Source organism: Paraburkholderia sp. J10-1 (assembly GCF_905220165.1).
Taxonomy (GTDB): domain Bacteria; phylum Pseudomonadota; class Gammaproteobacteria; order Burkholderiales; family Burkholderiaceae; genus Paraburkholderia.
On record NZ_CAJMYW010000006.1, the window covers coordinates 143,231 to 155,534 of the forward strand.

14 protein-coding genes and 2 tRNA genes are annotated in these 12,304 nt (G+C 65.4%); 11 read left to right on the forward strand and 5 right to left on the reverse strand.

The features are described 5' to 3' along the window. Positions 1-121 precede the first annotated feature (121 nt). The 3 genes from U5A65_RS20230 to U5A65_RS20240 all read left to right on the forward strand — a co-directional run bounded on the left by U5A65_RS20230 (position 122) and on the right by U5A65_RS20240 (position 4,102). Positions 122-1,699 (forward strand): UbiD family decarboxylase, encoded by a 1,578-nt coding sequence (locus U5A65_RS20230; RefSeq protein ID WP_321913933.1) that lies wholly within the window; start codon positions 122-124, stop codon positions 1,697-1,699. A gap of 172 nt (positions 1,700-1,871) precedes the next feature. Next, positions 1,872-3,344 carry an NAD-dependent succinate-semialdehyde dehydrogenase gene (locus U5A65_RS20235; RefSeq protein WP_321947116.1) on the forward strand — a complete coding sequence of 491 codons (1,473 nt, stop codon included), beginning with the start codon at positions 1,872-1,874 and terminating at the stop codon, positions 3,342-3,344. A gap of 83 nt (positions 3,345-3,427) precedes the next feature. Beyond that, complete coding sequence (locus U5A65_RS20240; protein ID WP_321913936.1) at positions 3,428-4,102, forward strand: LysE family translocator; 675 nt, start codon at positions 3,428-3,430, stop codon at positions 4,100-4,102. Positions 4,103-4,229: 127 nt separating this feature from the next. On the opposite strand, the gene U5A65_RS20245 is transcribed toward U5A65_RS20240, so the two are convergent. Then, positions 4,230-4,544 (reverse strand): hypothetical protein, encoded by a 315-nt coding sequence (locus tag U5A65_RS20245; protein WP_321913937.1) that lies wholly within the window; start codon positions 4,542-4,544, stop codon positions 4,230-4,232. Between U5A65_RS20245 and U5A65_RS20250 the strand changes: the two genes are divergently transcribed. Next, positions 4,522-4,824: a hypothetical protein gene (locus U5A65_RS20250; protein ID WP_321913938.1), complete on the forward strand. Its 303-nt coding sequence runs from the start codon at positions 4,522-4,524 to the stop codon at positions 4,822-4,824. The two genes, U5A65_RS20245 and U5A65_RS20250, sit on opposite strands and share 23 nt — an antisense overlap. A gap of 148 nt (positions 4,825-4,972) precedes the next feature. Here U5A65_RS20250 and U5A65_RS20255 read toward each other — a convergent pair whose 3' ends face one another. Next, positions 4,973-5,410, reverse strand: coding sequence for a hypothetical protein (locus U5A65_RS20255; protein WP_321913994.1), 438 nt, complete (start codon positions 5,408-5,410; stop codon positions 4,973-4,975). A 326-nt stretch (positions 5,411-5,736) separates the two neighbouring features. Between U5A65_RS20255 and U5A65_RS20260 the strand changes: the two genes are divergently transcribed. The 5 genes from U5A65_RS20260 (at position 5,737) to trmB (ending at position 8,469) form a co-directional block, all read left to right on the forward strand. Next, on the forward strand, positions 5,737-6,057 hold the full coding sequence (locus U5A65_RS20260) for an EthD family reductase (protein WP_321913939.1): 321 nt from the start codon (positions 5,737-5,739) through the stop codon (positions 6,055-6,057). A gap of 105 nt (positions 6,058-6,162) precedes the next feature. After that, positions 6,163-6,726, forward strand: a complete 564-nt coding sequence (locus U5A65_RS20265; protein ID WP_321913940.1) for a YggT family protein — start codon at positions 6,163-6,165, stop codon at positions 6,724-6,726. Positions 6,727-6,845: 119 nt separating this feature from the next. Next, positions 6,846-6,920 (forward strand) — tRNA-Gly (locus U5A65_RS20270). A gap of 249 nt (positions 6,921-7,169) precedes the next feature. After that, positions 7,170-7,379, forward strand: a complete 210-nt coding sequence (locus U5A65_RS20275; RefSeq protein ID WP_321913941.1) for a hypothetical protein — start codon at positions 7,170-7,172, stop codon at positions 7,377-7,379. Between the two features lie 307 nt (positions 7,380-7,686). Continuing rightward, complete coding sequence (trmB, locus tag U5A65_RS20280) at positions 7,687-8,469, forward strand: tRNA (guanosine(46)-N7)-methyltransferase TrmB (RefSeq protein WP_321947118.1); 783 nt, start codon at positions 7,687-7,689, stop codon at positions 8,467-8,469. A gap of 61 nt (positions 8,470-8,530) precedes the next feature. On the opposite strand, the gene U5A65_RS20285 is transcribed toward trmB, so the two are convergent. From U5A65_RS20285 to U5A65_RS20295, 3 genes are all read right to left on the reverse strand, one after another. Continuing rightward, positions 8,531-9,385 carry an undecaprenyl-diphosphate phosphatase gene (locus tag U5A65_RS20285; RefSeq protein WP_321913943.1) on the reverse strand — a complete coding sequence of 285 codons (855 nt, stop codon included), beginning with the start codon at positions 9,383-9,385 and terminating at the stop codon, positions 8,531-8,533. 87 nt (positions 9,386-9,472) lie between these two features. Beyond that, positions 9,473-10,060 (reverse strand): DUF1439 domain-containing protein, encoded by a 588-nt coding sequence (locus U5A65_RS20290; protein ID WP_415765252.1) that lies wholly within the window; start codon positions 10,058-10,060, stop codon positions 9,473-9,475. Between the two features lie 79 nt (positions 10,061-10,139). Next, a complete protein-coding gene (locus U5A65_RS20295; protein ID WP_321935111.1) occupies positions 10,140-10,451 on the reverse strand; it encodes a YkgJ family cysteine cluster protein in 312 nt (103 codons plus the stop codon). A 244-nt stretch (positions 10,452-10,695) separates the two neighbouring features. Between U5A65_RS20295 and hemN the strand changes: the two genes are divergently transcribed. Continuing rightward, entirely contained in the window at positions 10,696-12,081 is a 1,386-nt protein-coding gene (gene hemN / locus U5A65_RS20300) for an oxygen-independent coproporphyrinogen III oxidase (RefSeq protein ID WP_321947120.1), read from the forward strand. Positions 12,082-12,191: 110 nt separating this feature from the next. Then, positions 12,192-12,276: transfer RNA gene (locus U5A65_RS20305), tRNA-Leu, on the forward strand. Positions 12,277-12,304 lie beyond the last annotated feature (28 nt).

Here is a 12,304-nt window from a genome sequence, read left to right on the forward strand (position 1 = left end):
ACCGCAGCAATCCTGCAACCGCCGTGCAGCTGTCCGATCCAGCCCCTGTACTGGCTGCGCGAGCCGCGCCTGCCGGGTTGCCCAGCGAGTTGCCCACTGAGTTGTCCAAGACTGGCCCCCAATGAAATACAAAGACCTGCGCGACTTCGTTGGTCGCCTGGAGACGCTCGGCGAATTGCGCCGCGTTCCGCAAGCTGTCTCTCCGGTGCTGGAAATGACCGAGCTGTGCGACCGCGTCCTGCGCGCCGGCGGCCCGGCCCTACTCTTTGAGAACCGTTCGACGCACGCGTTCCCGGTGCTCGGCAATCTGTTCGGCACACCCCGGCGCGTCGCACTCGGCATGGGCATCGACGCGCCGGAGAGCGGCGGCGACGGCGCCGCGCTGGAGTCGCTGCGCGACGTGGGACGCCTGCTCTCGGCGCTCAAGGAGCCCGAGCCGCCGCGCGGACTGAAGGACGCTGGCAAGCTCCTCACGCTCGCCAAGGCTGTCTGGGACATGGCGCCGAAGACCGTGAGCGCACCGCCCTGCCAGGAGATTGTCTGGGAAGGCGACGACGTCGATCTCGCGAAGCTGCCGATCCAGACCTGCTGGCCCGGCGACGCTGGCCCGCTCGTCACGTGGGGCCTGACTGTCACGCGCGGTCCCAACAAGACGCGCCAGAATCTCGGCATCTACCGCCAGCAGCTCGTTGGCCGCAACAAGCTCATCATGCGCTGGCTCGCGCATCGCGGCGGCGCGCTCGACTTCCGCGAGTTCGCGCTGAAGAACCCTGGCAAGCCGTATCCGGTGGCGGTCGTGCTCGGCGCCGACCCCGCCACGATCCTCGGCGCCGTCACGCCGGTGCCCGACACGCTGTCCGAGTACCAGTTCGCGGGCCTGTTGCGTGGCGCCCGCACCGAGCTTGCGAAGTGCCTGACGCCCGGCGTCGACACGCTCCAGGTGCCCGCGCGCGCCGAGATCGTGCTCGAGGGCTTCATCTACCCGCAGGCGGGCGAGCCCGGCCCCGCACCGGCTGGCGCGCCGCCGCGCCCCGCCAAAGGCGCGAGCGCCTCGTACGAGCACGCGCTCGAAGGCCCTTACGGCGACCACACGGGCTACTACAACGAACAGGAGTGGTTCCCCGTCTTCACGGTCGAGCGCATCACCATGCGCCGCGATGCGATCTACCATTCGACGTACACGGGCAAGCCGCCCGACGAGCCCGCCGTGCTCGGCGTGGCGCTCAACGAAGTGTTCGTGCCGCTCTTGCAGAAGCAGTTTCCCGAGATCACCGACTTCTATCTGCCGCCTGAGGGGTGCAGCTACCGCATGGCGATCGTGCAGATAAAGAAGAGCTACCCCGGGCACGCCAAGCGCGTGATGTTCGGGGTATGGAGCTTCCTGCGCCAGTTCATGTATACAAAGTTCATCGTCGTAGTCGACGATGACGTGGACATCCGCGACTGGAAGGAAGTGATCTGGGCGATCACCACGCGCATCGATCCGGCGCGCGACACGGTCCTCGTCGAGAACACGCCGATCGACTATCTCGACTTCGCTTCTCCAGTGGCCGGTCTCGGCTCGAAGATGGGGCTGGACGCCACCAACAAGTGGCCCGGAGAAACGGACCGGGAATGGGGCCGCGCCATCGAGATGGATGCGGCCGTGAAGACGCGCGTCGACCGTCTCTACGACGAGCTCGGCCTTGGCCGCAGCTAGCGCGCCGCGCCTCGCGACCCGGCGTTACCGGGCGTTGATTGCCAGGCGTGAAGCCTCGAGCGCCACGCCGGCCGATTGATCCGCGACGCCTTTTTCGCGACGCCGCGCTTACCGCGTCGCGCCTCGTGCATGGCATGAGCCGCGGCGCCAGTGAACCTGAGGAGACTCGAAGATGAGCTTGTCCGCATCGGAGCGCCTGACGCAACTGAACGATCCCGCCCTCTTCAAGACCCGCGCGTACATCGACGGCGAGTGGAGTGGCGGAGCGGCCACGTTCGCCGTGCTCGACCCCGCCGACAACAGCGAAATTGCGAGCCTGCCCGACTTTGGCGCCGATGAGGCGCATCGCGCCATCGCGGCCGCGAATGCCGCACTGCCGGCATGGCGCGCGAAGACCGGCAAGGAGCGTGCGGCCGTGCTGCGGCGCTGGTTCGACCTCGTGATCGAGCACGCCGACGACCTCGCCGCGATCATGACCGCCGAGCAAGGCAAGCCGCTCGCCGAAGCGCGCGGCGAAGTGATCTACGGCGCGTCGTTCCTGGAGTGGTTTGCCGAAGAGGCCAAGCGCGTGAACGGCGACGTGCTCGCGAGCCCCGCCAGCGACCGCAAGCTCGTCGTGCTCAAGCAGCCGATCGGCGTGTGCGCCTCGATCACCCCGTGGAATTTCCCGATCGCGATGATCACGCGCAAGGTCGCGCCAGCCGTCGCCGCGGGCTGCACGATCGTCGTGAAGCCCGCTGAGCAGACGCCGCTTTGCGCACTCGCGCTCGCCGAACTGGCGCAGCGCGCGGGGGTGCCCAAGGGCGTGTTCAACGTGGTCACCGCCGACTCGGCGAACTCCATCGAGATCGGCAAAGCGCTGTGCGAAAGCGATATCGTGCGCCATCTCTCGTTCACCGGATCGACGCCGGTGGGCCGCATCCTCATGGAACAGTGCGCGCCGACGGTCAAGAAAATCGCCCTCGAGCTGGGCGGCCACGCCCCCTTCATCGTGTTCGACGACGCCGATCTCGACGCCGCCGTGGAAGGCGCAATGATCTCGAAGTACCGCAACGCGGGCCAGACCTGTGTCTGCACGAACCGCTTCTATGTGCACGACAAGGTGTACGACGCCTTCGTCGAGAAGCTCGCCGCCGCCTCACGCAAGATCACGGTGGGCAACGGCTTCGAGAATGGCGTGAACCAGGGGCCGCTGATCGACGACGCGGCCGTCGCCAAGGTCGTGCAGCACATCAGCGACGCAACCGCCCAGGGCGCGAGGCTCGTGGCGGGCGGCAAGGTCAGCTCGGGGCGCTATGTCGAGCCCACCGTGCTTGCCGACGTCACGCGCGACATGCTGATCGCGCGCGAGGAAACCTTCGGCCCGGTTGCGGCGGTCTTCCGCTTCAGCGACGAAGCCGAAGTCATCGGCCTCGCCAACGACACCGAATTCGGCCTCGCCTCCTACTTCTATAGCCGCGACATCGGCCGCGTCTGGCGCGTGGCAGAAGCGCTCGAGTACGGCATGGTCGGGATCAACACCGGACTTATTTCGAACGAGGTCGCGCCGTTTGGCGGCGTGAAGCAGTCGGGCCTCGGGCGCGAGGGGTCGAAGTACGGCATCGACGAATATGTCGAGCTGAAGTATCTGTGCATCGGCGTTTGAAGCACGTTTGAGCCGCGACGCCCGCTTGCCTCCGATGCGGGCGGGTGCGGCACGCAGTCCCATACCAACAAGAAATCGTTTTCATGTCTCACGTTTCCCTGCTTTCCGACGGCTTTTTTCTGTCGCTTTCGCTTTGCCTCGACATCGGTCTCGTCAACGTCGCCATCATCTCGCTCACGCTCACGCACGGCTTCCGTTCGGGCTTCTGGCTGGGGCTCGGCTCGTGTCTCGGCGACCTCATCTATGCCGCGCTCGCGCTTGCGGGCATGGCCGCGCTGCTGCAGTTTTCGGCCGTGCGCTGGATCGTGTGGATCGGCGGCGCCGCCCTGCTGCTCATGCTCACGTGGAAGATGGCGCGCGAGGCGCTCAATCCGGCGTCGGCGCCGCCCGTGGAAGGCGAACCCGACAACGCCGCGCCGCTGCCCAACCCATGGCGCAGCTTCGGGCGCGGCGTGCTGCTCGCACTGTCGTCGCCGAGCGCCATTCTCTGGTTTGCCGCTGTCGGCGGCGCCCTTATCGCCAAGTCGGGGGCGACGAGCGCCGGCGCTGCCTCACTCTTTCTGCTGGGCTTTTTTGCGGGCGGGCTCGGCTGGACCTTGTTCCTTTGCGGACTGGCCAGTCACGGCCGCAAACGGGCCGGCACCGGCCTGCTGCGCGCCTGTCACGTGCTTTCGGCGCTGCTGTTCGCGTACTTCTCGTACAGCGTGATCGTGCACGGCTATCGCGACCTGATCCTGCAGGGCGCGGGCGCGACGTAATCCGCGTCACGCGCGCCGTGCAGGCGGCGAACGCGAACGCCAAAAAACAAACAGCGCAACGCGGCGTGAGCCGGCGTTGCGCTGTTCGTCAAACTTGCGGCCGGGCGGCGTGCCCCGCCCGTCACGCTCAACGACGGTAGTAGCCGCCGTGGCCGTAGTACCCATGGCCGTAATAGCCGCCGCCGCGGTAGTAGCCGTGATGCCAGTACGGACGGCCGTAGTAGCCGCCCACGACGACAGCAGGCGGCGGAGCGTACACCACCGGCGGCGGCGCATAGACCACGGGCGGGGGCGGCGGTGCGTAGACCGGCGCAGCATAGACGGGATAAACCGGGGCCACCGGAATGCCAATGCCGATACCCACCGAGACGTGCGCCTGGGCCGCGCTGACGAACCCCACACCCAGCGCGGCGGCAACGATGAACGATACGGTCTTTTTCACTTCTCTTCTCCTGGCGGCCGCCAGCGGCGACGCGCATATTACGGGCACTGCCCACGCATTCAATGTATCGAAAACGGCGGCCGGCATTGGTAGCCATTTGTTTCGAATTGCAATGCTACTTGGGGGGCGCTTAATCGCGCGTCAAGCCCAGTGGGCGCGGCTGCCGCGAAAAATCGCCGCACATGCGCCCGATCACGACGCCATTCGTTACAAAAACGAGGGCGCTGTCATTGTTACCTGCGAGAGGGCGTCGGGAGGCGAGTCTCCCGGTAATGTTTGATTACAAATTGGTTGGGCTGCCGACCTTCGAACTGCAGCCGCCTGCGCGCGGCGAGACTGTAAACGACGATGCCCGGTCCTGGAACCGGGCATCTCGTCCGACTTGCCGGCGGCGCGCACATCGCCGCCGCACTGCAACACACTCTCCGCTATCCGACCTTCACGTAGGTGAACTCGCGCGTGACGTTCGGCGGCACATAGGCGCCGCTGATGCGAACGCGCGGCGTCAGGCGCTTCTTCTGATCCCACCAGCGGCGACGCTGAAATGGCGTGAGAAACCGCAGATGCTTTCGGTAAGCGAAGATGCTCATGGTGGACTCCCCGAATCGGACTACCGACAGGAACAAACCCAATTGCACGACTGCAACAACGAAACCGAAACGATAAAAAGTATTGTGCTTAGATTCCGCGACAACAATGGCAGTGTTGCGAGATAGCCTCACGGGCGCCGTATACGCGCCGCGCACTGTTCGTTGCGGCTTCCCCGTGCTGGGCTCGGGTGCTGCGCACAGGCGCGCCCGCCAGCCATCAGCAGAAACCGTGCCGCGTGAAGCGACCAGTAGTGACGTCGCGCCCGTCAGTGTCATTTGTAGTCGCTCGGTCGGCACGTGCTCGGTACGAAAGCGAACATTTCTCGCACCGCGCGGCTGCGGCGCAACACTCGGGTCGTAAGGCCCTTGTCTGACGTGGTCTGTCGGAAACACTGTATCTGTTCGCAGAAAAGCCTGCTGCGAGTGCAGCCATTCTGTGCGGCGCGCACGCCGGAAACCGCACCGGCAGCTGCGTGCCAAACCCGTGCGGCTGCATCGTTCGCCCATACTGGCGAGGCGTGAGCCGTGGTAATGTGGCGACGGCGCGCGCATCGCAACCGCACGCAACGCGCGCCTTTGGGACTCACCGACGAGAACGCACAATGATCAAGGTCAGCATCCTCTATCCGTATCGCGAGAACGGGCGTTTCGACACCGGGTACTACTGCACGCACCACATGCCGCTCGCGGCGAAGCTCTTTGGCGAATCGCTCAAGGGCTGGTCGGTCGACATCGGCATCAATGCGGGGCCGCCGGGCACGCCGCCGCCGTACGTCGCGGCTGGACACTTTCTGTTCGAGACGATGGACGCGTTCTACGCGGCATTTCAGCCGAATGCCGACACCCTCCTCGACGACATTCCCAACTACACCGACGGCGGAAATGGCACCATTCTGATCAGCGAGGTCAAGGTGTCCGTCTGACGTGCTCCGCTCGGCCTGCTGGGACGAGCGGACTTCGACTGGACCTTTCATCGGCCGCCACACGCCAGGTGCGCCGCCACCCAACACAAGAAGGAAACAACACCGATGTTCGGCGATATCGCCCGCTTTCTGCTCAATACGGTCTTCACGCTGTTCGGCGCCGCCCTGCTGCTGCGCGCCTGGCTCCAGTACGTGCGTGTGCCGCCGTACAACCCCGTGACCCACGCGATCCAGCAGGTCACCAACTGGCTGGTGCTGCCGCTGCGGCACGTGATCCCCGGCGTGCGCGGCATCGACTGGGCAAGCGTGGTCGCCGCGCTGATCTCGGCCATTGCCTACGTGCTGCTCATGGTCTGGATCGCGGGCGTGGACCCGCTAGCTCTGTTGCCGACGCTTCTCATCGTTGCCGTGCTCACGCTGGTGAAGTGGGCGCTGAACCTGCTGATCTGGCTGACGATCCTGATGGCGCTGCTCTCGTGGCTCAATCCGCGCTCGGCGGCGATGCCGGTGCTGTTCCAGCTGACGGCGCCGTTCCTCAACCCGCTGCGCCGTATCCTGCCGAACCTGGGCGGCCTCGACCTCTCGCCGATTCTGCTCTTCGTGATCGTGCAGGTGCTGCTGATGGTGGTCACGCGCGCAGCTGTTTCGCTCACGCTGTTTGGTATCTGAGCGGCGTCCGGGGACGTATCCACGCACACGCCAGTGCACCGGCGGCGCGCCCAGCGCGCCGCGTCGTTTGACCGCAGCGTTGCGCAAAGCGGCCAAAACCGCGTAAAATGGCGCGCTCTGCGGGCGTCGTATAATGGCCATTACCTCAGCTTCCCAAGCTGATGACGTGGGTTCGATTCCCATCGCCCGCTCCACGTCGGCTTGCCGACCTCTCTTCGAGGCCAGGGCTTTCGAACTGCGCCCCTCCCGGGACGCCTTGCCCGCCCGACCGGCACATGCCGGGCACGACCTGAATTCCTCCGTTGCACTATGCACTTTGGCGCTCCTCGGGTCCTCCCGCACGCGCCGCGAGCAGGTCAGCCGCCACGCATTTCGCTCGACTGCCGCATAACGACTCGCTGCGCGCCCTATGGCGCATCAGCCCTCCGATGGATCAATTTTTCATGTCCCGGCCGAGCGCGATCGCCCTGATCGTGCGCTCGCGCCAATCCCTTCTCGCCGACGCCGACGAACGCCCATTAGCCGAAGCCGAGCGCCTGCGCGCCACCGCCGCCGACCTCATGCGCCTCCTGTTCGACGTGCGCGCCGGGCGTGTGAATGCGTTCGAGCTGAACGAACCCACGCGCATGCGGGTCGTCGTTTCGGCCGCTTGAGGTGCCGCTGCGAGGAGCAGCCACCCCGCCGCCGCCCGCCAGCCGCCGGACCCGTGCGAGCGCGCTGATATAATGCGCGACGGCTTTGGAGCCGCTGCGCTTCAAGTGCGCCGCGCCCGCCCCGCCGGGCCGATGGCCGCCGCCGGTTCCGGCGAACGCAAAAGCGGCCCACAAGGCATCAGGCCACACCGTAGCGCCTCGCGCCGGGCAATATGCTGCCCTGAATAGCCCGCGAAATGGCCAGCACCAAGCCTGCCCCGATTATCGACAGCCGCGAGATCCGCCGCTCTCACACCCACCCGCGAAGATGAATCACGAACCCAACGACGCCGCCCGTGCCGACAGCACACCGTCAGACGCACAAGACGCCGCCTCCGACACGAACGAGCAATCCGGGTCGCCCGCCGGCGACGCGCTGCACCACCGCCGCATCCGCAGCTTCGTGACTCGCGCCGGCCGCGTCTCGACCGGCCAGCGTCGTGCGATGGACGAACTCGGCCCGCGCTTCGTCGTGCCCTACGCGCCGGAAGCCGCCGACTGGGACGCCGTGTTCGAGCGGCACGCGCCGCGCATCCTGGAGATCGGCTTCGGGATGGGCGCGAGCACGGCGGAAATCGCCGCATTGCGCCCGGAGGACGACTTCCTCGGCGTCGAAGTCCATGAACCTGGCGTGGGAGCGTTGCTGAAGCTGATCGGCGAGCAGAATCTGGAGAACATCCGCATCATCCAGCACGACGCCGTGGAAGTGCTCGAGCACATGATCGCGCCGGCGAGCCTCGACGGCGTGCACATCTTCTTCCCCGATCCGTGGCACAAGGCGCGCCACCACAAGCGCCGCCTGATTCAGCCGAAGTTCGTCGCGCACCTCGTCTCGCGCATGAAGCCGGGTGCGTACCTGCATTGCGCAACCGACTGGCAGAACTACGCCGAGCAGATGCTCGAAGTACTCAGCGCGGAACCCGCTCTCGAGAACACGGCCGCCGACTACGCGCCGCGCCCCGACTACCGACCGGTGACGAAGTTCGAACGCCGCGGTCTGCGGCTCGGCCACGGCGTGTGGGATCTCGTGTTCCGCCGCCGCGCGGACTGAAACCAGGAACCCTGCAGTAAAACGACGGGCGCCGCGATATCACGCGGCGCCCGTTGTGTTTTTAGTCGTCCCAGCCGAGGCCGCCGCCATAGCCGAACAGCAGGATCACAAGACCGAAAGCGATGCGGTACCAGGCGAAAGCGGTGAAGTCGTGCGACGCGACGAAGCGCAGCAGCCAGCGCACACATGCGAACGCACTCACGAATGCGGCGACGAAGCCAACGCCGAAGAGCCCGAGCCAGTCCGCGGAAAGCTCGTGCCAGCTCTTGTATAGCTCATACACGGTTGCGCCGAAGATCACGGGAATCGCAAGGAAGAACGAGAACTCGGTCGCAACGCGCCGCTCGAGGCCGAACAGCATCGCGCCGATGATGGTCGAGCCCGAGCGCGACATGCCCGGAATCAGCGCGAAACATTGCGCGCAACCCACCTTGAACGCGTCGAGCGGCGTGATCTCGTCAATCGAGTTCACGCGCGCGCTGTGTTGCGCCGCGACCGGCAGTCCCTTCGGACCGCGCAGGCGATTTTCGACCCACAGGATGACAAGGCCGCCGCCCACGAGCGCGAACGCGACCGGCACCGGCGCAAAGAGAACCGACTTGATCGCCTTCTCGAACATCAGACCGAGCACGACTGCCGGAATGGTGGCGACGATCACGTTGAGCGTGAAGCGCCGCGCATCGGGCCGCGAAGGCAGCCCTACGACAACCTCGCCGATCTTGCGCCGGAACTCCCAGCACACGGCGAGGATCGCGCCGAACTGGATCACCACGTAGAAGGTCTTCGCATAGTCGCCTTCGAAGTTGAGCAAGCTGCCGACGACAATAAGATGCCCGGTACTCGAAACGGGCAGAAATTCCGTCAGCCCCTCGACGATGCCAAGAATCAACGCCTTGCAGGTCAAAATCCAGTCCATCCCTTTTATCCCTCTTTTTGAGCGTCGGGACGGCGCACGCCGCGCCACGCGACCGACGACGGCCGCGTGTGCCCGTGTTCCGTCTGCTTACTTCTCGACGATCTGCACGCGTATGCCGTTTGTAAGGATGGTGATTGTACCGGGTTCGTAGTTGACGCCGGCAAACTGGAGCTGGTCTGGCTTGAACGTGTAGACCGGATAGTTGTTGAGCAACTGCGTGGCGACGAGCGCGGCGACCGCGCTCACCTGCGACGCGTAGGCGGCGGCGTTGCCTGTCATGTCGACGCCATCGACCGAAGGCGAGCGCAGCACCACGGCGCGGCTCGCGCTGTCGTAGGCGAGTTCGCTCGACACCGTGAACGCGCCGCTCACGGGCTGCTGCATCAACGGGCTTTCGAGGTGCGCATCGAGCCGTACGGCCACGCGGTTGCGATCGGGCTGCAGCGTGACCACGGGGTTCGTGAGCGAGACATCGAAAATCTGCTGCATCGAGCGGTGATAAGGAAACTTGCGCTGCACCGCGTCCTGCACCTGCTGTTGCGAAAACGTGTAGTGATCGGGAATGAACGGGAAAATCCCCGTCGCACACGCGCCGAGCGACATCGCCGTTCCCGCCGCAGCGCAGGCTGTGAACAGGAAGGCGCGCCGGGAAACGCGCGTTGCGGTGTGGACCATGCGAAATCTCCTTGTTTGGCCGGGTTTGATGCGCCGTCATTCTGGCGCATCACGGCTGGCCGCCGCAGTTTGCGCCGGTTCAGCGCGTGGCCGGCGTCTGCGATTGCGGTTGGGTTTGCGCCTCGAGACGCGTGAGCCAGACGATGGCCTCCTCGCGCGATGCTCCGCACATCTCGGGCTGCGGCTGCAGGCCCGAGCAGCATGCCGGGCGCAATGGCGAGCCGAAGATCATGCAGCGCAGGTCGTCGCCGAGTTGAACGCAGCGCACGCCGGCCGGCTTGCCTGCGGGCATGCCTGGAATCGGGCTCGTAATGGACGGCGCGATGCAGCACGCGCCGCAACCGGGGCGGCATGCATGCACTGAGACATCAGCGGAAAAAACGGTACTCACTTCGGCTTCCTGGAACTCTGACAAATTGTTTCCGAGGCGCTGGAGACTACGACACCATGCCGCGACGGACCAGACGCATTGTGCCATCGCCCGCATGCGACCTTTTTACACAATCGCTTCTTCCTACCCGCTCGTACACTTTGTCAATCTGGCGCTGTAGGACAAAGGACAGGCCACCTGTGCGCGGCGTTCCGCGGCGCCGGACGCTGCCCACCCGTGCGCCGCCCTTCCAAGTGAGCTTTGCATGAGCGACGCAGACCTGCTCTTTCGCCCCGACCTGCTTGCCAAATACGGCGCCAACGGCCCGCGCTACACGTCCTACCCCACCGCCCTGCAGTTCCGCGACGACTTCGATCCCGCCGACTACCGCCGTGCGGCTGCCGATCCGGGCGCAAGCGATACCGACCTCTCGCTGTACTTCCACGTCCCGTTTTGCGACACCGTCTGCTTCTATTGCGGTTGCAACAAGGTCATCACGAAGAACCGCGGCCGCGCGAAACCGTATCTCGCGCAGATGATCCGCGAGCTGGAGCTGCTGGCCGCCCTCTTCGACACGAAGCGCCCGGTTTCGCAGCTGCATTGGGGCGGCGGCACGCCCACCTTCCTCTCGCTGGACGAAATGAGCGCGCTCATGGCCGCCACGCGCGAGCACTTCGCACTGCAGCCCGACGACGCGGGCGAATACTCGATCGAGATCGACCCACGCGAAGCCACGGCGCAGACCGTAGCGCATCTGCGTTCGCTCGGCTTCAACCGGCTGAGCCTCGGTGTTCAGGACTTCGATCCGGTTGTGCAGAAGGCGGTCAACCGCATCCAGCCGCTCGAGCTGACGGTCGACGTCATGAACGCCGCGCGCGCGAACGGGTTCGAATCGATCAGCGTCGATCTGATCTACGGCCTGCCGCACCAGAACGTCAAAACATTCGGCCGCACGCTCGAGACGATGCTGCTGCTCGCGCCCGATCGCATCTCGGTGTTCGGCTACGCGCACATGCCGCATTTGTTCAAGATGCAGCGTCAGATGGATGAAGCCACCTTGCCCTCGCCCGCCGAGCGCATGGCGTTGTTGAGGCTCGTGATCGAGCAGCTCACCGAGGCAGGCTACGTCTACATCGGCATGGATCATTTTGCGCTGCCCACCGACGAGCTCGCGCGCGCCCAGGCGCAACGCACGCTGCATCGCAATTTCCAGGGTTACAGCACGCGCGCCGACTGCGACCTGATCGGCTTTGGCGCTTCGGCGATCGGCAAGGTTGGCGACGTCTACGCGCAGAACGCGAAGGACCTGATCGGCTACGGCGCGGCCATCGACGCGGGCAAGCTCGCGACCGCGAAAGGCGTGCGCCTCACTGCCGACGACCGTCTGCGCCGCGACATCATTACGGAACTCATGTGCAATCTCGAACTGCGTTACGACGAGTTCGAGGCTGCCTACGGTGTACGGTTTCCGGCGACCTTTGCGACCGAGCTCGAACGGCTGCGCGAGTTCGAGCGCGACGGTCTCGTCGCGCGCAGCGCCAACCGGCTCGAGGTACTGCCCGCTGGGCGCATGCTCGTGCGCAATATTGCGATGGTGTTCGACCGCTATCTTGGCGCACAACAGCCCGAACGGTTCTCGCGGACGATTTGAGGGCTTGCGGCCGCCGTGTAGTTGCCCGGGCGGACAATTTGCGTCATAATCTAAGGCTACTTCGAGCGCATGCACGTGTGCGCTCGGTTGCTCGCAGCACGCAAGCACACGCCTCGGTGGTGAAATTGGTAGACGCGCCGGACTCAAAATCCGGTTCCGAAAGGAGTGCCGGTTCGATTCCGGCCCGAGGCACCAGAATACTTTCCGGCAGGTTTCAGCACTT